The sequence below is a fragment of the Psychrobacter sp. Pi2-51 genome (assembly GCF_904846665.1).
In the GTDB taxonomy this organism is placed as follows: Bacteria; Pseudomonadota; Gammaproteobacteria; order Pseudomonadales; family Moraxellaceae; genus Psychrobacter; species Psychrobacter glaciei.
The window spans coordinates 82,883-102,402 of sequence record NZ_CAJHBP010000004.1; the positions used below are offsets into that span (position 1 = coordinate 82,883).

18 protein-coding genes and 1 pseudogene are annotated in these 19,520 nt (G+C 42.7%); 7 read left to right on the plus strand and 12 right to left on the minus strand.

The window, feature by feature from the left end; translation table 11 throughout:
• Positions 1-46 precede the first annotated feature (46 nt).
• The 9 genes and pseudogenes from JMY08_RS03350 to JMY08_RS03390 all read right to left on the minus strand — a co-directional run bounded on the left by JMY08_RS03350 (position 47) and on the right by JMY08_RS03390 (position 11,346).
• Positions 47-307 carry a Txe/YoeB family addiction module toxin gene (locus JMY08_RS03350; protein ID WP_037025847.1) on the minus strand — a complete coding sequence of 87 codons (261 nt, stop codon included), beginning with the start codon at positions 305-307 and terminating at the stop codon, positions 47-49.
• Between the two features lie 113 nt (positions 308-420).
• Positions 421-669, minus strand: a pseudogene (locus JMY08_RS03355) (type II toxin-antitoxin system Phd/YefM family antitoxin); the annotation flags it as partial.
• A 90-nt stretch (positions 670-759) separates the two neighbouring features.
• Positions 760-2,160: an NAD(P)/FAD-dependent oxidoreductase gene (locus tag JMY08_RS03360; RefSeq protein WP_227679576.1), complete on the minus strand. Its 1,401-nt coding sequence runs from the start codon at positions 2,158-2,160 to the stop codon at positions 760-762.
• 256 nt (positions 2,161-2,416) lie between these two features.
• Positions 2,417-5,050, minus strand: coding sequence for a Fe/S-dependent 2-methylisocitrate dehydratase AcnD (gene acnD, locus JMY08_RS03365; protein ID WP_201590750.1), 2,634 nt, complete (start codon positions 5,048-5,050; stop codon positions 2,417-2,419).
• Positions 5,051-5,327: 277 nt separating this feature from the next.
• A complete protein-coding gene (gene prpC, locus JMY08_RS03370) occupies positions 5,328-6,467 on the minus strand; it encodes a 2-methylcitrate synthase (RefSeq protein WP_201590478.1) in 1,140 nt (379 codons plus the stop codon).
• A 91-nt stretch (positions 6,468-6,558) separates the two neighbouring features.
• Positions 6,559-7,209, minus strand: coding sequence for a DUF2059 domain-containing protein (locus tag JMY08_RS03375; RefSeq protein WP_201590481.1), 651 nt, complete (start codon positions 7,207-7,209; stop codon positions 6,559-6,561).
• Positions 7,210-7,352: 143 nt separating this feature from the next.
• Positions 7,353-8,246, minus strand: coding sequence for a methylisocitrate lyase (gene prpB / locus JMY08_RS03380; RefSeq protein ID WP_201590484.1), 894 nt, complete (start codon positions 8,244-8,246; stop codon positions 7,353-7,355).
• A 359-nt stretch (positions 8,247-8,605) separates the two neighbouring features.
• A complete protein-coding gene (locus JMY08_RS03385; RefSeq protein ID WP_010200402.1) occupies positions 8,606-9,877 on the minus strand; it encodes an NRAMP family divalent metal transporter in 1,272 nt (423 codons plus the stop codon).
• Between the two features lie 458 nt (positions 9,878-10,335).
• Entirely contained in the window at positions 10,336-11,346 is a 1,011-nt protein-coding gene (locus JMY08_RS03390) for a LysR family transcriptional regulator (protein ID WP_201590487.1), read from the minus strand.
• A 242-nt stretch (positions 11,347-11,588) separates the two neighbouring features.
• Between JMY08_RS03390 and JMY08_RS03395 the strand changes: the two genes are divergently transcribed.
• Entirely contained in the window at positions 11,589-12,608 is a 1,020-nt protein-coding gene (locus JMY08_RS03395) for a hypothetical protein (protein ID WP_201590490.1), read from the plus strand.
• Between the two features lie 178 nt (positions 12,609-12,786).
• Positions 12,787-13,290 (plus strand): hypothetical protein, encoded by a 504-nt coding sequence (locus tag JMY08_RS03400; protein ID WP_201590494.1) that lies wholly within the window; start codon positions 12,787-12,789, stop codon positions 13,288-13,290.
• Between the two features lie 74 nt (positions 13,291-13,364).
• On the opposite strand, the gene JMY08_RS03405 is transcribed toward JMY08_RS03400, so the two are convergent.
• Together JMY08_RS03405 and JMY08_RS03410 are read right to left on the minus strand one after the other, a co-directional pair.
• Positions 13,365-14,492 carry a zinc-binding dehydrogenase gene (locus JMY08_RS03405; protein ID WP_201590497.1) on the minus strand — a complete coding sequence of 376 codons (1,128 nt, stop codon included), beginning with the start codon at positions 14,490-14,492 and terminating at the stop codon, positions 13,365-13,367.
• A gap of 118 nt (positions 14,493-14,610) precedes the next feature.
• Positions 14,611-15,288, minus strand: a complete 678-nt coding sequence (locus JMY08_RS03410; RefSeq protein WP_201590500.1) for a glutathione S-transferase family protein — start codon at positions 15,286-15,288, stop codon at positions 14,611-14,613.
• Positions 15,289-15,450: 162 nt separating this feature from the next.
• Here JMY08_RS03410 and JMY08_RS03415 point away from each other — a divergent pair, with 162 nt between their 5' ends.
• The 5 genes from JMY08_RS03415 to JMY08_RS03435 all read left to right on the plus strand — a co-directional run bounded on the left by JMY08_RS03415 (position 15,451) and on the right by JMY08_RS03435 (position 19,042).
• Entirely contained in the window at positions 15,451-16,374 is a 924-nt protein-coding gene (locus JMY08_RS03415) for a LysR family transcriptional regulator (RefSeq protein ID WP_201590503.1), read from the plus strand.
• 10 nt (positions 16,375-16,384) lie between these two features.
• On the plus strand, positions 16,385-17,113 hold the full coding sequence (locus JMY08_RS03420; protein WP_201590506.1) for an SDR family oxidoreductase: 729 nt from the start codon (positions 16,385-16,387) through the stop codon (positions 17,111-17,113).
• Positions 17,114-17,350 carry a DsbA family protein gene (locus JMY08_RS03425; protein ID WP_201590522.1) on the plus strand — a complete coding sequence of 79 codons (237 nt, stop codon included), beginning with the start codon at positions 17,114-17,116 and terminating at the stop codon, positions 17,348-17,350.
• 66 nt (positions 17,351-17,416) lie between these two features.
• Positions 17,417-17,701 carry a hypothetical protein gene (locus JMY08_RS03430; RefSeq protein WP_201590524.1) on the plus strand — a complete coding sequence of 95 codons (285 nt, stop codon included), beginning with the start codon at positions 17,417-17,419 and terminating at the stop codon, positions 17,699-17,701.
• A 156-nt stretch (positions 17,702-17,857) separates the two neighbouring features.
• The gene (locus JMY08_RS03435; protein WP_201590527.1) at positions 17,858-19,042 is read left to right on the plus strand and encodes a Shedu immune nuclease family protein; all 1,185 of its coding nucleotides are present in this window, start codon (positions 17,858-17,860) and stop codon (positions 19,040-19,042) included.
• Between the two features lie 57 nt (positions 19,043-19,099).
• Here the strand turns inward: JMY08_RS03435 and cueR are convergent, their stop codons facing one another.
• A complete protein-coding gene (gene cueR, locus JMY08_RS03440) occupies positions 19,100-19,492 on the minus strand; it encodes a Cu(I)-responsive transcriptional regulator (protein ID WP_201590531.1) in 393 nt (130 codons plus the stop codon).
• Positions 19,493-19,520: the final 28 nt, after the last annotated feature.

The following is a 19,520-nucleotide window of genomic DNA, read 5'->3' on the forward strand; positions in this document are numbered from 1 at the left end:
GGTGTAGTTTAATCAACAAACAAACCTTGACGACTAAGAACGCTCGTCAATAATGATAGCGACAAGAAATAATCGTGAGGTAATTATCATCGACGGCATAGACCAAACGATTGGCGTCATCAATGCGTCGGGACCAAAACCCTGATAGATTCTCTTTTAGGGGCTCAGGTTTACCAATGCCTTCAAACGGATTACGCTTGCATTCGGTGATGAGCTTATTGATGCGTTTGAGTGTTTTTTTGTCTTGTGTTTGCCAATACAGATAGTCTTTCCACGCAGCATCTGTCCATGCTAGTTGCTCACTCATTATCAGACCTTTTACGTTTATTAAAGCCTTTGAGCTCAAGCATTCTCAATGTTGCTATCCGTATGCTCATTGTCATCTCTGCTACCATCACTTTTACCACTATCTTCTGCTGTATTAATTAGCTCACGCGTAACAGTCTTGCCAGCTTTATATTGAGCAATAGACTCTGCTAAGTGCGCCGCATTGGCAGGAGATTTTAGTAGATAGACGGTTTCCATCAGGCTATTGTAATAATCAAGCGACATCACAACTGCATCATCAGCGTCACGGCGTGTCACGATAGTGGCGTTGGCATCATCATTTACCGTGTCTAGGACGGACTTTAAGTGCTTTCTGGCTTCTGAAAAACTAACGACTCTCATGGCTTACTCCTTTCATGACATACTCTATAACTTGTACAATATATAGTACATATTACGCTATTAAGTACAACCATTCAATATCATTATGACTTACGACTCTTTTGCCGCTGTACTATCTTTGATTAGGGTGAACTTGTCTTCGTGAGGCTGAATGCCCATCCGAAACGACTGATTGCCAGTCAAAAAAGCTGTCATCCAATTCCAAGTTGTTGCCAAACGATTTTTGGCAGTGCTGAGCGACAAGATATGAATAACCACCCATGCAAGCCACGCTATGATTCCTTTTAAGTGCATGCCTTTTATATCGGCGACTGCTGTTAAGCGTCCAATCATCGCCATATCACCACTATGTTTATATTGAAATGGTTCAACTGTTTTGTCACTTAAGTATTTGCCAAGGTACGTACCCTGACTACTCGCAACCTGTCCCAATTGAGGATGACCATTCGGATAGTTGTCATCATGAGTCGCCAGTGCAATATCACCAAGCGCATAGATATCTTTGTGGTGTTGTAAGGCCAGATGACTATTGACAACTAGTCGATTTCCTCGACCATAATCGTCTGGATTGAGACCGTTTATAGGCTCGCAAGTGACACCCGCCGTCCAAATCAGATTGTGTGTGTGAAGGGTTTTACCACTTTTTAGTGTGACTATATGACCATCGTAACGCGCTACAGGATCACTAAAAACAAGGTCAACTTTGAATTTTTCCATCTGTAATTGAGTATAACGTTGTGCCTCAGCACTCATCGGTGCGAGCAAAACGGGATCAGCCGTGACCAGCGTGATACCACCGACATTTTCTAGTAGCTCAGGATATTCTTTATGTAGCGTATATAAGCGAATCTCGGACATCACACCTGCCAGCTCAACACCACTAGGGCCACCACCTGCAATCACAATAGAGAGATAAGGCTCACGCTCTGCTACTGGCAAAGAGGCAGCGTAATTAAATTGCGCCAGCATATGATTGCGAATACTCAAGGCATCCTTGATCGTCTTCATAGGCAGTGCATGAGCTTCAATATCCTTATTACCAAAATAATTGGTCTCAGCACCAGTGGCGATAATCAGGCGATCGTAAGACACATTGCCTGTATCAAGGGTCACGACTTTATCTTTGGTGTTGATACGAAGGAGATTGCCTTGACGGTAGCGCACATTGTCATAATTTTCGATGAATCGTCGTAGCGGATAACTAATGTCTGATGACGCTAAAAATCCAGCAGAGACTTGATATATCAGCGGTGGGAAAAAGTGATAGTCATTACGGTCAACTAAGGTGATACGATCAGCGCTATATTTGGCCAATTGCTCAAGACAGCGAATACCGGCAAAGCCTGCACCAATCAGGACAATATGGCGACGGTTATCTGTTTTTGCAGTTAATTTTAGAGGTAGCTTTGGAGGTAATGATGCTTGATGACTGCTCAATGGCGGGTTGCTTTTATTCAGCTTGATTTCATTGTCTACGATAGGAGTGCTCATTATATTTCCTTTTTGTCTTTACAGTAATTTGTGAAATAACAAAAACTGATAAGAGGTCAATAAAACAATGCAATTATCAGGATAATACTTTGTGAACCAAACCAGTATATTATAAATCAATGGGGTTTGAAACCTATAGCAAGAGAACAAAGGCTGAATTTTGTTCATTAATTTAGCGAAAATTAAAAAAAGAGCCACTCTTAAAGTAGCTCTTTTTGTCTCTACGTTTTAAAAAACTTGAAGCAAAGGCAAGGATTTACACAATATCTAACGTACCCTCGATGAACTCTTTAGCAAAGCGTTGTAGCATACCGCCAGCATTGTACATTTTGACTTCATCAGCCGTATCTAAACGGCAGATAATAGGTGTCTCAGTAGTGCTGCCATCAGTACGATGAATAACTAGTGTCATCAACCCGCCAGCAGAGACTTCGCCCGTTACATCAAAGGTCTCCGTGCCATCGATATTTAATGTATGGCGAGTCGTGCCTTCTTCGAACTGTAGAGGTAGCGCGCCCATGCCAACTAAGTTTTGACGATGAATACGTTCAAAGTCTTCAGCGACGACGGCTTCCACGCCAGCGAGACGCACACCTTTGGCAGCCCAGTCACGACTTGAACCTTGACCATAGCCATCACCTGCGATGATGATAAGTGGCTGCTCACGGTTCATATAGGTCTCAATTGCTTCCCACATGCGCATGACTTGACCTTCTGGCTCTACGCGCGCCAGTGAGCCTTGAACGACTTCACCGCTGTCGTCGAGTACCATCTCGTTCAATAGCTTAGGATTGGCAAAGGTGGCGCGCTGTGCGGTTAAGTGATCGCCGCGATGGGTGGCATACGAGTTATAGTCTTCGGCAGGCAAGCCCATGGTATCAAGATATTCACCAGCCGCTGAATCACCCAAAATAGCATTCGATGGTGACATATGGTCGGTCGTGATATTGTCACCAAGCACTGCTAATGGACGCATACCTTTTAATTTATTCATCGCTGCCATTTTGCCTTCCCAATACGGCGGACGGCGGATATAAGTAGTCTGATCACGCCAGTTGTATAATGGGCTTAAAGCTTTGCCAGTGTCTTTTTTGGCCTCATCAAACATCGGGATATAGACGGCATTGAACTGTTCAGGCTTCACAGCTTCTGCCACGATAGCATCCACTTCGTCATCGTCGAACCAGATGTCTTTTAGGTAAACCTCATTGCCGTTTTGGTCTTGGCCTAATGAGTCTTTTTCGATATCAAAGCGAATATTGCCCGCGATAGCATAAGCGATAACAAGCGGCGGTGATGCTAAGAAAGCTTGCTTGGCATAAGGATGGATACGACCATCAAAGTTACGGTTGCCCGATAATACCGCAGTGGTAAACAGATCGTTATCGATGATTTCTTTTTCGATATCAGGATCAAGCGCGCCACTCATACCATTACAGGTGGTACAAGCAAAGCCAACCACATCAAAGCCTATTTGCTGCATCTCAGACATGAGACCAGCTTCTTCTAAGTACATCTTGACGGTTTTAGAGCCGGGCGCTAACGATGATTTTACCCAAGGTTTACGTAATAAGCCTTTGGCATTGGCATTACGGGCGACGAGACCAGCAGCAACCATATTGCGAGGGTTAGAAGTGTTGGTACAGCTGGTAATGGCAGCAATAATAACCGCGCCATCTGGCATCAGACCGTCTTTTGGTTCAGGTAGTTTTTCGTCAGCGCCATGAGCAATGCCTTTGGCAACCAAATCCGTGGTCGATACCCGTGCATGTGGACGCGAAGGGCCAGCCAGATTACGTACGACGGCTGACAAGTCAAACTCAAGCACGCGCGCGTATTCGGCGTTTTCCATACCATCAGCCCATAGGCCGGTTTGCTTAGCATACTGCTCGACTAGTTTGATTTGCGCTTCACTACGACCCGTTAGACGCAGATAATCGATGGTTTGCTCATCGATATAGAACATCGCTGCCGTTGCGCCATATTCAGGGGTCATGTTAGAGATAGACGCACGATCACCAACGGTTAGCTGGCGTGCGCCATCACCGAAAAATTCAATATAGGTAGAGACCACGCCTTCGTTGCGTAGGAACTCAGCCATGGCGAGGACTAAATCAGTACCAGTAACGCCTTTTTGCAATTTACCGGTTAATTTTACGCCAACAAAATCAGGCAGGCGCATATATGATGGATTACCCAGCATGACGCTCTCGGCTTCTAAGCCGCCAACACCGATTGAGATCACACCTAAAGCATCGACCATGGGCGTATGGCTATCCGTACCAACAAGCGTGTCAGCAAAGGCCACTTCACGACCGTCTTTGCCTTTCACGACTTGTACCACTGGCGACATTTTCTCTAAGTTAATTTGATGCATGATGCCGTTACCGGGTGGTACGACGTTGACGTTATCAAAGGCATATTCACACCAGTTGATAAAGTGAAAACGGTCATCGTTACGGCGTTCTTCGATAGCACGGTTTTTCTCAAAGGCGTCTTCTTCAAAGCCTGCATGCTCAACAGCTAGTGAATGATCAACGATGAGCTGAGTAGGTACGATAGGATTAACTTTCGATGGGTCACCGCCTTGCTCAGCGATGGCATCACGCAAGCCTGCCAAATCAACAAAAGCGGTCTGACCCAAGATATCATGACAGACGACGCGAGCCGGATACCAAGGAAAATCAAGGTCTTGCTTACCCTGAATATGCTGGGTCAATGCGGCAGTTAAGTCTTCAGGTGGGCAACGACGAACCAAGTTTTCACACAGTACTTTGGATGAGTACGGTAGTTTGTCATATGCGCCCACTTCGATATTCTCAACGGCTTCACGGGTATCAAAGTAATAAAGATCAGTATCGGGTAGTGGCTTTTTGAATTGCTCATTCATGGGTTGTACTAGGGCGTTGTCCATAAGTCACCTTTGGCGGTTGGCTGGTTAATTTAGGTTGAAATTTTTTTAGCAAAATCATTGCTATGCCGTTGTTATCGCTAATGTTGTCATTAGTAGTGCTGGCAGGCTTTGCTAAAAAAACGGTATAAATTTGCAAGGAAAATAAAGGTAAGAATAAGAAAAGGTAGGGTGCGACCTGTGTACCTGAAAGTCGTTATTAATACGATGAAACACACCCTACCAAGCTAAAACTTACTGAACATTAAGTGCTAAATTAACGCGTACTCATATCTGGTACAGAACGCAACTCTTCACCAGTATATTCGGCACTTGGGCGGATGATACGGTTATTCGCACGCTGCTCAAATACATGAGATGCCCAGCCCGTCAAGCGTGAACAAACAAAGATAGGTGTGAATAGTTTGGTTGGAATACCCATGAAATGATAGGCAGACGCATGGAAAAAGTCAGCATTACAGAACAGCTTCTTCTCGCGCCACATGACTTCCTCACAGCGTACTGATACGGGGTACAGCACTTCATCACCAACGTCAGCAGCCAGTTTTTCCGCCCAACCTTTAATCACGACATTGCGTGGATCTGACTCACTATAGATGGCATGACCAAAGCCCATGATTTTATCTTTACGAGCCAGCATTCCCATCATTTCTTCTTCAGCTTCATCAGGTGAGCTAAAGCCTTCAATCATATCCATCGCGGCTTCGTTGGCACCGCCATGTAAAGGACCACGTAAAGTGCCAATTGCACCAGTAATACAAGAATGGATATCAGATAGGGTAGAGGCACAGACGCGCGCAGTAAAGGTTGAAGCGTTGAACTCATGCTCAGCGTATAAAATAAGCGAAACGTTCATCACCTTGGTATGTAGCTCGTTTGGTTTCTCACCTTTAAGGAGATGTAAGAAATGTCCACCGATGGTTTCATCATCCGTCTCGGTTTCGATACGTACATTGTCATGCGTGAAGCGATACCAATAGTTGATAATCGATGGGAAAACAGCAAGCATACGATCGGCTTGGTCGTTTTCTTCGTCGAAACTCATTTCAGTCTCAAGGTTACCGAGCATAGAGCAGCCAGTACGCAAGACATCCATCGGATGGGCGTCGGCTGGGATACGCTCAAGCACGTCTTTTAGCGGCTGAGATAGACCACGTAGACCTTTTAACTTGGTTTGATACGCATCAAGCTCACTCTGCGTAGGTAGGTTGCCATAAAGCAATAGATAGGCGACTTCTTCAAAGATGCATTTGTCTGCCAACTCTGACACATCGTAACCGCGATACGTCAAACCTGAGCCTGATTTGCCAACGGTAGATAAAGCGGTCTTGCCAGCGACTTGACCGCGTAGTCCTGCGCCTGACAATACTTTTGTTGATGGGTTCTGTGCTGCCATGATTAAATTCCTTTTGTGGGTAGCTTTTTTGAATTGAAAAGGGAGTATTTCTTACCGTTAATTTATGACTTACTATATCGCTGACTGACAGCTACGTAGGCTGTTCAGGCTGTGTGTCATCTAAATCGACATTGCAACGCTCAAACTCAGCTTCAATAGGCACATTCAATACTTCCATCGCGCTGCCTGCGCCTTCTGCATTGTTAATTTTCATGTACTTGACGCCAAGCGGTGATTCCATAAAGGTTTGGATTTCAGTCATTTCTTCAGGAGTAGGGTCAGCCATTGGCGTTGCAACTTCTTCACCGTTCATGACGCGCAATTGCTCGTTGCCAAACGCAATCAACTTTTCCCCTACCTCTGAGGTATAAAAATTATCCAGCTCTTTTAACTCAGCATCAGTGAACTGACTTTTATAGAAACTATCGACTTCGGCTTTGCCCAAGTCTTTGTCACGCGATTCAAGGCAGCTTACTTGCTCTGCACTGAGCGCACCGCTAGTGATAATCGGGGCGAACAACAGACTGTTGACGGTATCTAACGTAATTGTCGTCATCACAAGATCATCTTGACTGGCTGGCTGTGCAGCAGACGTATCGGCAACAGCAACGTCACTTGCATTACTGGTCGTGTCATCAGCGGTTTCTGGTGTTTTATCACAGCCTGTTGTGAATAACAAAGCGGCAAGCGTACTGCTAAGTAATGAAGCTTTTACAACAGAATTAGAATTAAAAAATGACATAAATAACCTAAAATTAAATAAAGACGAATTTCATAGAGATAAAAACACTCAAAGGTGATTTATCTCTACGGCGTTGCCATGTGCTAATTACTAACTACTAACTACTAACTACTAACTACTAACTACTAACTACTAACTACTAACTACTTATTATCAGCGAACAAGTTATCTAGCGTTTGCTCAAATTCATGATAATTCAAGAAATCATACAGCTCCATGCGGGTTTGCATGGTATCCACAATTTTGTCTTGGGTGCCATCATTCAATAGATGCTGATAAACGTTTAATGCCGCTTTATTCATCGCGCGAAAAGCTGATAGCGGATACAGCACCATATCAACACCAACGGCATATAATTGCTCCGTGGTGTATAAATCTGTCTGACCAAACTCCGTCATGTTCGCTAGTACTGGGATATCAAGTACATCAGTAAACTTACGATACATCTCGATATCGGTTAAGGCTTCTGCAAAGATCATGTCAGCGCCCGCTTCTTGAAAGGCAACGGCGCGCTCAACGGCGGCATCAAGTCCTTCAACAGATAAGGCATCAGTACGAGCCATTATGACAAAGTCATTATCCGTTCTGGCATCAAGAGCGGCTTTTAAGCGGTCAACCATTTCTGAGATGCTCACGATTTCTTTATTTGGGCGATGACCGCAGCGCTTTTGAGCGACTTGATCTTCGATATGTACTGCTGCCACGCCTGCTTTTTCCATTTTTCTAATCGTTTGAGCAATGTTAAACGCGCCACCAAAGCCAGTATCAATATCGACAAGCAGCGGCGTATCAACCGCATCCGTAATACGGCGGGCATCTTCTAGGACATTATCAAGGCTAGTCATACCCAAATCAGGTAAGCCGAATGAGGCATTGGCCACGCCAGCCCCAGAGAGATATAAAGCCTGATGACCGACCTGCGTCGCCATCATCGCTGTATAGGCGTTAATCGCGCCAGCGATCTGTAATGGTTGATTGTTATCATTTTTTTGTTTCATTGCACTGCGAAAGCGCGCGCCAGCGGATGGTGAGGTCATGTCGTAGTCCTTACGTGGAGGGATAGTGTTATCGTTGTTGTTGATTATACCCAATTAATCACCCCTGCAAAGGCTAGCTATTGAATTATTGTTTATTTACTTTAATAAGTTAATGTAGTATTTTTAATAATATTCATAAATCGAATAGCATTATGCATTTTATAACCGATCTGCTTGGCTAACTATTCATTTTTATCAAACAATCAAAATTCTTATGACTAATTTTTTACATTTAGTTACAATTATTGGAAGCATTATCGCTTTGTCCACTTATCAGTATCCATTAAAAAAGCCCTAATAACTCAGCTATTAGGGCTTTTATGACATACGACTAGACACGTTAGATTGTCAGTGTTTGTTTAACCAAACAGACCCGCCAAATTAGCTAGGAATAGTAGCGCAAAGCCGCCTAAGAAGATTAAGCCTGCAACTGATAGCGCATTCATGCCTGCCGATAGTTTTTGATGACTACGAACCAACGAGTAGTTTAACCAACCAAAGATAGGCGCGGAGACAAAAGCGGAGATCATGGCAAATTTGAGCATAGAGCCTAATTGTCCAGTAAAGAAAGTGATAATAACCAAGCCACCACCGATGGCATAGGTCGTCCAAAAAGCAATTTGTTTTTTGGTGATTTCACTTTCGCCTTTAATCAAACGCCAGCACTCTGCATTGGCGCGACCATAGCCATCCGCACAGGTAATCGTGGTGCCAAACATACACATAAAAGCGACGAAGGCGACCAGTAATCTCGACCATTCACCAATGGTGGCGGTATACATGTTGATCAGCTGATTGATATATGCACCGCCGACCAGCTCAATCTCTTGACCCGAGCCATATTGCACAAAAACACCAAGCGATAAAAAGAACAACGCCAAAATAGCAGAAATTGAATAACCAACATTAAAGTCCAGTAACCCTTGACGCTTGGTTGTATGGTCGGCTTTGACTTTAGCAGACGTCCACATAGAGGTAATGGCGGCAAATTCGAGCGGCGCTGGCATCCAGCCCATTAGCGCGACGATGAAACCCAAGGTCGCCAAATTCCAAGGAGAGGCAGCAACAAAGTCAACGGTCATCACTGTCGGCTTGCCAGCAGCAATGATCACGGCAGCGACGGTCGCCGTCGTCAGCGCAATCATAATCCACTTGGTCAGGCCATCGAGCAACTTATAATGTCCTGCTATCAAAAAGAACCAAGAAACGGCAACGATGATTAACGACAACGCCATCGTTGATAACCCGAGGGAGGCGGGGAGCATAAATCCCAATATCACTGCGGCGATCAAAGAGACTGCGCCAGTACTGATGACGGCTGATAAAATGGATAAGATAAAGTAAATCCACAGATAGGCTTTTGAGCGTTTGGCATAGCCAGCGATTAAACTCTCGCCCGTGTCATAGACATAATCTGTCGCGAAACGAAAGAACGGATATTTGAAGACATTGGCCAAAATAATCATGATTGCCAGCTGCCAGCCATAGATAGCACCCGCCTGCGTTGATGAAATTAAATGCGAGCCACCAATGGCAGCCGTTGCCATTAGAATGCCAGGACCAAAGATGCGCCAACTAAAGCCTTCCTGGGCAGTAGCGCTATCAGGGTTGTTCATACGTTGTGTGGTCATAAATACCTCGAAATGGTTAAAACGGCAAATTATCACTTTCCTGTGTCAGCTTGCCAATGATCATTAGAGAATCGGTCTATCACTTGCTTAAATATAAAACGATTCATCTTGTATCGACTTTAGCACACCAATGCTACTCAGGAGAACGATTATTCTAGGGCATGCCCTCAATTCAATCGATAGGGCTCTAAATGGGCTAAAAATGGTTAAATCTTGCCAAACATCGTCAAATAGCTAGGTAATATCTCGATATTATCTGCACTATTTTCCTTGTTTGACTACAATTTACCTCATTTTTATCACCATTTTTAAAATGAGGACACACCCTAGTCATTATTACTATTTGTTTGCATTGCCATTCTTTTTAGTTAGCATAATCAACCCATAATATCAAGCATTAGGATTGATTATTTTTTGGCGGTTCTTTATAACACAATATTCATTCGATAGCTGATAATTTAAGGCTCTGACACAAATTTTTGCTGCCGGTAAGTGATGCCGCGCTGCTCATAGACATGATAAATGGCGACGAGCAAATCAGGTATTTTTGGATGCACAAAATCTTTGAGGGTGTGCAGAAAAATAGGCGAGGTGACGTTTTCATGAACCAAACGTTGATAGCTGATTTGTTCCGTGCGTACCGTTTGTAGGCTGGCAGGCACTAGGGTAATACCTTCGCCCGCAGCCACCAAACCAAGTGCGACTTGCAAGTCGCTCACTGTGGTGGTCATAAATGGCGAGATGCCATATTGTGCAAACAGATGTAGCAAAGGTTCGGTGATGGGCTCATTCAGCGGTGGCTGCTCACTATTGGCGTTTACCGTGCTACTTCCCGTATCAGCTGTTAATGTGCTGGCTGTCGTCGTCAAGACTGGCAGATGCGTTTGATGATATAGAATCAAGCGGTTGTTTGCCAAATCAATCAAACGCTGCTCACGCACATGAGCCAACGGATGGGCTTTAGGAAGCGCCACCACATAACGCTCATGACGCAATAGTATCTGTTGAATCCATGCATCCTGATGAGCAAAACGACCAAAACCAATGTCAATTTCACCACTCTTTAGGGCATCCATTTGCTGATAAGAGCTAATATCCTTTAAATTAACATCGATATCAGGATTGGATTGTTTGAGCGTTGCAATTATTTCAGGCAGTAGTCCATACAGCACTGACGGTACAAAACCGATGTTTAAGACGCTGCTTGGCGCTGATAAGCGTTGCGTCATGCTGGTAACGGTATCAATCTCTGTCAGTATGGTACTGATTTTATCGTAAAAAAACGCACCCGCTTCAGTCAAATGGAGCGGTCGATGGTAGCGATCAATGAGTACCACGCCCATATCGGTCTCAAGCTGTTTGAGCAGGCGACTCAGACTTGGCTGTGACAATCCAGTTTTAGTCGCTGCTGCGCTAAAGCTGCGCAAATCTGCAACAGCAATAAACGCATTGAGCTGTTTTAAATCCATATTATTGCGCCTGTTATGGTATAGGGTGTCTCTATAGAGATCGGTTTTTCATACGTATTCACCTTACTGTTTGAGAGGCGACGTATAAATATTAGTGATATCGAATAAATTATGCTTGAAGATAGTGAGGTGAGCAACTATATTGAGGGTTGGTAACATTGTTACACTTGCGCAAGAAAAATTACAATTTCATTTTAGCAGTCATTTAACGCCAGTAGAATAAACTGGCTTGGTGTTATTCTATGAACGATGAAAAAAAAGACATCGGTACTGATTTTGACGAGGAGTTGACCAAACTTGTTAATAAAAAATCGCGTAAGCTTGTCAAAAATAATATCTATGAACGCTTTATCAGTCGTGTTGACGGTACAGAAGATGACAATCAAAATGAAGGCAAGTCTGACCAATTAACGCCATGGGAGAATATACGACAATCTCCTAATTATGAGTCTTTAAGCTCAGAAGAATTGCAGTTTTTTGCCACCTCAGAGGATAATGAGGGGATAGACATTGATGTATCAGATACGACAACTACAGATGTCAGCTTTGACTTTATTAATGAAGAGGAAATCTTTGGCAATGATGAGTCACTAGCAGATACGCCTCAATCATCCACTACTCAATTATCAAATAAAGACTATCCAGATAGCTATAATTTGGATGAAAATTCAAACCTTGAACTAGATAGCAGTCATGTTGAGCATACCAGTGACGATACTGATACTGATACTTTTCATCCAGCTCATAATGATGAGCAAGTGGTTGAAAGTAAAGTTGCTGAAAATACAGTCGTTGAAAACACGGCAGAACCTGTTAACAACGCAGCAATAAAACCGCAGAGTAAGCTCGCCAGTAATAAAAAGCCTCTCATCATTGGCATTGCTATCGGGACATTATTGGCCGCTATTATTGTGTTAACCATTAATGCCAGTGGCATCTTATCTCCTTCGACAGAAGGTACAGTGTCTGACGCCTCTAAAGAGGTGGCGAGCGATATTGACACCAATGTCAGTAGCGATACTCAACCTAAGACTCAGGCTAAGGCGACAACCCTCTCGAATAATCCACCAGTGACTGACGCTGAACCATCAGCAGTGATCAATCCCAATCAAAATGATGCGCCATCAAGTGTCGCAGCGGATAAAGAGACAGAGCAGATAGTAGAAACACCTACCGATGGCTTGGACAACGAAGCCGCGATTTCTTATGAAGATTTTAGGCAAGAGTCACAAAGTACGTTATATCGCGAAACTAATGATTAGTTAGGCTGGCAAGTCTCAGTCTTAACAAGGGTAATACGCGCTTTTGGCCGTTATAGCGGGCGATTTTTTAATCTGTTGCATGTAAAATCTCTCTATTATCTACAAGGTTATTTTTTATTTAAATAATAAAAGGATAATCTATCACAAAGTGTCCTGAAATTTACATTGTGAGGTAATTTTGAAATTTAAAGAATTAATGAGTTTTCCTGCTAACGAAGCAGGAAAGATAGATATTGATGAACTCATTCTAAATCTACCTAGTACACCAATAGATGTCTTAGAGCAATTTTATCAGGATCACGGACGTAACGAACAGTTTCATGAGCAATATGCTGAACTGGATATTCACAACTTAAAATGGGAGTTGGTTAATCTGACCTTTAATGAAATTTCATGCGCTACAATTTTTTCTAGTTTTCAAAGGTGGGTGGACGCTTGTTATATAAAGTCTCGTCAAGTTTCGACAGACCTAAACTGGAAGTTAATTGGAAATACAGATCAAACTGTAGAGAACTGGAAGTATAATCATACTTGGAACAGATCACCTATATTTCTTGAGTTAGATTGCAAATTGCATTTAGTCGAAGGTCATTCAAGGTTAGGCTGTTTAAAAGGGCTTGTTAGTGAAGGTTTGATTCCTAGTAATAGAACTCATAAGATATGGTTGGCAAAAATTGTATAACAATTGCATAAAAAGGCAGATACCAATGATGGTATCTGCCTTTCTACATTTCAGAATCATTCCTTAAGCAATTATTAGCCTTGAGGCGTGATTAAGTACTTCTCACCGGTCGCTTGTTTACCGTAAGCGGCGATTGATTGTAGTTTTAATGCCTCTGCCAATGACACCTCATGCGTATAGCTGCTGGCAAATGTCGTGGTGATTTCTTCTGCAACACGTTTGCGCATCGACATGACTGTCTTGGTGCCAAGTTTGCCTAGCGCATTGAACAATAAGAATCCATTAACACCCCAAGCAAAACCAAAGTTACGGTTCAATGTAATAGGGCCGCGGTTTAGTGCGCCATAAATATAAGCTTGTTTAAAAGTGTCAGACCCATAAACGCTGTATTCTTCTACATCACGAGTGATAGCCGTTTCCATACAGTTAAGAATATCGCTGCTTAACTGACCGCCACCGATAGGGTCAAATGAGATAGTGGCACCTGTTTCGATAATCGCTGCCGTTAAATCAGCAATGAAATTATCACTGCTTGAGTTGACCACATATTTTGCGCCCATATCACGCAATAGCGTTTCTTGCTCATCTCTACGTACAATATTGATCAAATCAATGCCATCAGCCATACAAATACGGTTTAACATTTGACCAAGGCTAGAGGCTGCCGCTGCATGAATGATGGCTTTATGCCCTTCAGCACGCATGGTTTCAACCATCGCCAACGCAGTAAGCGGGTTCACAAAAGAAGACGCGCCTTCTTTAGCCGTGGTGCCTTCTTTTAGTTCTAGGCAGCTCTGTACATTGACACAGTGGTATTGACGATAAGTCCCACCGCCAATCACAGCTACCGTCTTACCCATCAATGCTTGTGCGGCATCTGATGAGCCCGCTGCGACCACAGTCCCTGCGCCTTCATTGCCCACAGGCGTGGCTTTACCCACACGTGTTTTTAGCGATGGCATAAACTGGGCGGGGACATCAGCCGTGATGACTGGGTTTTCGTCGGTGCCTGATTGTACAGCTGTTGCCATATTGGCGGCGCTGAACATAACCCCCAAATCAGATGGGTTCAATGGTGCCGCTTCAATGCGCACAACGACTTCATCGGCACCAGGTTGCGGCATATCAATCTCTTGTAATGCCAATGTCAATTTGTTGTCTTCGCTAATGGTTGAAGTCAGTTGGATGTTTTTATCAGTCATAGGGTTTGCTCCTGCAAATCGTTATAGTTATTGAACCAATGACGGTATTGTATTGGCCCTATTTTTTGGTTATTGAATACAAAGGTTGTTCTGTAGTTAAGTACTTTTTAATATCAAACTAGCCAGCGTTTGCGGCTTTAATTTGAGCTGTCACATGCTGCATAAACTCTGGCATGTTTGCTAGACGACCTTCTTCTACTTGTTTGGCAGTATCAGATTCTTTCACAGCAGCATTCCACTCTTTCATACCTGGGATTTCTGCCAGCACATCCCAGTTAAGTTGGGTAGAGGCAAATGCGCTGACAATAGTATTCACATAATAAACATAGATATCAGCCATCGTGAACTCTTCACCTGCAATCCAAGGCGAGAATTGACACAAGCGATTCAAGGCAATAATACCGCGGCTCAATACTTGGCGTACTTCATCCTTGACAGATTCAGGGGCATCAGTGCCTGAAAAAACATAAGGGATTAGCCTGCGGCTTGGCAGCTCAAAATAAAGCTCTGATATCTTCATAATTTGACGCACAGTTGCGCGTTCTGCCGCATTTTTAGGATATAACGGCTTTTCTGGGTAAGTTTCTTCTAAAAAATCACAAATAACGCTAGATTCTGACAAGTTAAAGCCATCAGGGGTTGTGATGGCAGGTACTTTGCCAACTGGGCTGACTTTCATCAACTCGTCACTACTACCGTAGACAAGGTTTTCTTGGAATGATAGTTCTTTGTATAACAGGGTGTGTTTCACGATATTGTAATAGTTGCTCGCAGCAAAACCATGCAAAGTAATCATAAGTCCATTTTCCATTATTGATATAAAAGTTGTAATTTTTAAGTTAAACACATTATTACTGGTTTTAATATGGTTATATATAAGGGAAAACGTGAATCACTATTGTTATTAAGACAATAATAGAGCGAAAATACTCAAATATTTATAGAATGGAGAAATAGTTTGGATCAACTACGTGCAATACGGTATTTTAGTAAAGTCGTCGAAATGGGTAGTTTTACCAAAGCGGCAAGTGCCTTTAATGTGCCGCCATCCTCATTGTCGAGACGTGTTTCTGATTTAGAAAAAAGTTTGGGCGCGACATTATTAAAGCGTTCGACCCGCATCGTTAAGCTGACCGAAGTGGGGCAAGTCTATTACAACGACGTGCAGCAGATATTGAACCAATTAGAACAAAGCAAAGAGACGGTTCGCAGCTACCAAACAACGCCAATGGGGCGTTTGCGCATCAGCTCGATGGTGGGTTTTGGTGAAAAAATACTGCTACCTTTATTAGATGAATTTAGTCTGTTATACCCAGAGATTGTATTGGATGTCAGTTTAAGTGATGAGCTGTCAACGCTTGGGCGTGATGATGTCGATATTGCGATTCGCGGTGGTTACGCGCCAAATGAGCGAGTGCTCGCAATAAGACTCATGGACAATGGCTTTATTCCGGTTGCGTCCCCTAGTTATCTGAAAAAATACGGTATACCTAGCCATGTAATGGAATTAAAGGATCATAAAGGCCTTTATTTTAAAGCACCAACAGGGCCAACGCCTTGGCTATGTCATGTGGATGATCAGTGGCATGATGTCTCAGGGCCTGCGGTAGCGATTTCAAATAACGGGCCGTGGCTGGCAAAAAAGGCTTGTGACGGTGACGGTGTTTTGATGTCAACTCGATGGGCATTAGCGTCATATCTTGAGTCAGGACAACTGATAGAACTAAACTTTGAGCATACATTAACGATTACCCAACATGCTGATATGGCGGTGTATTTGTTGTACCAAAAGCAGCGCTACTTAGTACCAAAAGTAAAAGCTGCTGTGGACTTTTTAGTTGAGAAAATAAAAATTGATAATGAATCTATGATAAACGTATAAGGAAATAGAGATGAATAGAGCACCCGTTGCAGTTGTCATTGGCGCAGGCGATGCCACTGGCAGCGCTGTTGCAAGACGTTTCGCGAAAGAGGGTTTTACCTTATGCGTGACCAGAAGGAGTGTCGAAAAACTGAGCGCTTTAGTCAGTGATATTGAAGCGGCTGGGGGAGTCGTCAAGCCATTTGGTTGTGATGCGCGTGTCGAGCAAGAGATGGTTGAGCTGTTTGCTCATATTGAAAAAGACATTGGACCGATTGAAGTGGTGGTATTTAACATAGGTGGAAACGTGCATTTCTCCCTCTTAGATACCACAGAAAGAGTTTATAGAAAAGTGTGGGAAATGGGAGCGTTATCTGGGTTTTTGACAGGTAGAGAGGCGGCGAAAGTCATGATTCCGCGTGAAAAAGGAACCATTATATTCACTGGCGCGACGGCTTCTGTGCGAGGTGCTAAAGGTTTTTCTGCTTTTGCTAGCGCTAAATTTGCGTTACGGGCTTTGGCGCAAAGCATGGCTCGAGAGTTGGGACCAGCAGGCATACACGTGGCACATACTATTATTGATGGTGTGATTGATACGGCCTTTATCCGTGACAATTTTCCTGAGCGCTATGCGCTAAAAGATCAAGACGGTATATTAAATCCAGAGCATATCGCTGAGCAATATTGGCAATTGCATTGTCAGCCAAAAGATTGCTGGACGCACGAGCTTGATCTACGCCCATGGTTAGAAACTTTCTAAATGTATGACGTGCCGTTTCGCTTTAATCCTTTTTTTCCATTGAATACGATGCAACTGATGCGCGGCGTTACCGCTTATCTGGAACAACCTGAGTTTCAGGCGTATCTAACAGCGGTATTCAATGGTATATGGGCGGAAAAACTGAATATGGAATCACCAGAGGTCATCGCCGACGTTCTGTCCAAAGCGGGTACTGAATACGTCTATTTGTTAAAAGTATATAAAGTAGAAAAATGAGTGTTGTATCAGCAGAAATATGTGGGATTCGCGCACTATTAAATCGTTAGGCACACAAGGAAAATTATGCAGTATCAATTATCAATCCGAAAAATCACAGAATCTGATTTAAGCGTATATCGTCCATTTATGCCTGAAAATGAGAATTATGAGATGTATTTATCAGCATTCGTTGAAGATATAAACAATCTAGAATTTGTTTCCAAGTTACAGCAAAATGGCAGTGACGTTATTGTTACCATCGAAAATGACTCTGACTTTGAGCAATTAGATAAAGCAGCTAAAAAACTATTAAGTGGTTCGTATTACGATAAACTGGTACTAAATAAACGGTTTACTAAAGTTGTGTAAGTATGCATAACAAGCTGTTAAACACGGACAAATAACAGTTGGTTTTTGGCGAAATCATCAGACTCTATAATATACGCTGTTTTGAGGTGCTATTATGCCCCAAAATAATGTTCAATACGCTGTTACACATGATCAATATTCGAGAGGGGTTTAAGTTTGGAATCTTTTTATACTAAGGAAGATGGTGAGATTTATTATTACAAGCTTCGCGAAAAAAGCGGACCTGACACAATTTACGTATCAAAGCTTGATGAATCTAAAAACAGTGTAACGGGAGAGCAAAACAGTCGACGGGTAATCCGTAAAGTATTTGGTGAGTCTGAGTCAAGCGAGATTGTTCGTGTGAAAGGTGAATTTATTCTCAGAAGTTCACCAACTGGGAGAGATCAGATTAAAGTTATTGTTCATGAAAATGACAATAATCGTCTCGGTTTCGTTCTTCAGAAGTTTAGAGGAGATACAGGGAACCCAACGAAAGAAACAAGCTTCAGCTTTTATGACAACGAATTCCATGAGCTATTAGAGTTTCTTAATCTTGTAAGATTTATCGACTTATCTAATACAAATAACTTCAAGCAAAGCCTATCTAACCTCAGAGATAAAGTTCTAGTTAATAAAGAAGATAAAGAGCTATTAGATTCATTTTTGCACCTTGATGGTGAACATCGCATTAACTTTCTCGAAAAAATGCGTGACAGTTCACTTACTAAACAGGATTTGGATATCCTAACCGGAAGAAAGGATGGACTAAGGCTTTTTCATCAGAAGCTATATGTCGACAAAGATTGGAATGAGGCTCAATGGCAAGGATTCTTCACAGAAAACACTTGGATATTCGGTTATGGTCTCGATTATAGGTTTCTTTCTATTTTACAGAAAGAGGCTGCTGTCTCTGGTGTTGATGTAGATGGAAAAAACACAGTAAATAGTGACTTTCTTATGGGAAGTACTGATTTTACAGTGCTTGTTGAGCTTAAAAGACCTGACACCTTGCTATTTGAACTAGGAAAGAACAGGTCGCATAGCTGGAGACTATCTCAATATCTAGTTCATGCAGTGTCACAAATATTGGCTCAGAAAGCAGCTTGGGAAATAAAGTCTCCGGTTACAAATTATAATGATCAGGGTTTCCCTATTCATCAAAAAACAAGTGATCCTAAAGCGATTCTAATTATAGGCCGGAAGGATGAGGTTTCTGGAAATCCTAGAGATTATGAAATGAAAATGAAAACATTTGAGTTGTACCGGAGAGATTCAAGAAATGTTGAAATACTCACTTATGATGAGTTATATGAGAGAGCATATTATATAGTTCATCAAGAGTTACCAAAAAATGCATAACAAGGGCGTACAATTTGACAGCTTACTACGCAGTTGATGCCAGTGCTAGCATCCGCTTCATTTAGCTTGCCCAAGATCCTCTAAAATAGCGCAATCTGCATTATCATCGCCTGCACAATGATCAAAAGAATTCTGTAGCGAGTCGACCATCTCCTGCAATTGAGTGATTTTTTGGTTTAACGTTTCGATATGCTCTTGTGTCAGTTGTTTAACATCCGCGCTCTGACGGTTGGCATTTTTGCGCAAATACAATAACTCTTTCATTTGCTTGGATGAAAACCCCAAGTCACGAGAATGTCTCAAAAAGCATAAGTCGTCGATATCGTCTTTAGAATACAAGCGATAACCTGAGTTCGAGCGATTTACGGTTTCTAGCAAGCCAATCTGCTCATAGTAGCGAATCATTTTGGTAGAGATGCCGGATTTTTTGGATGCTTGACCAATATTCATATTTATCCTCCTAGCCTAAAAAGGGTTT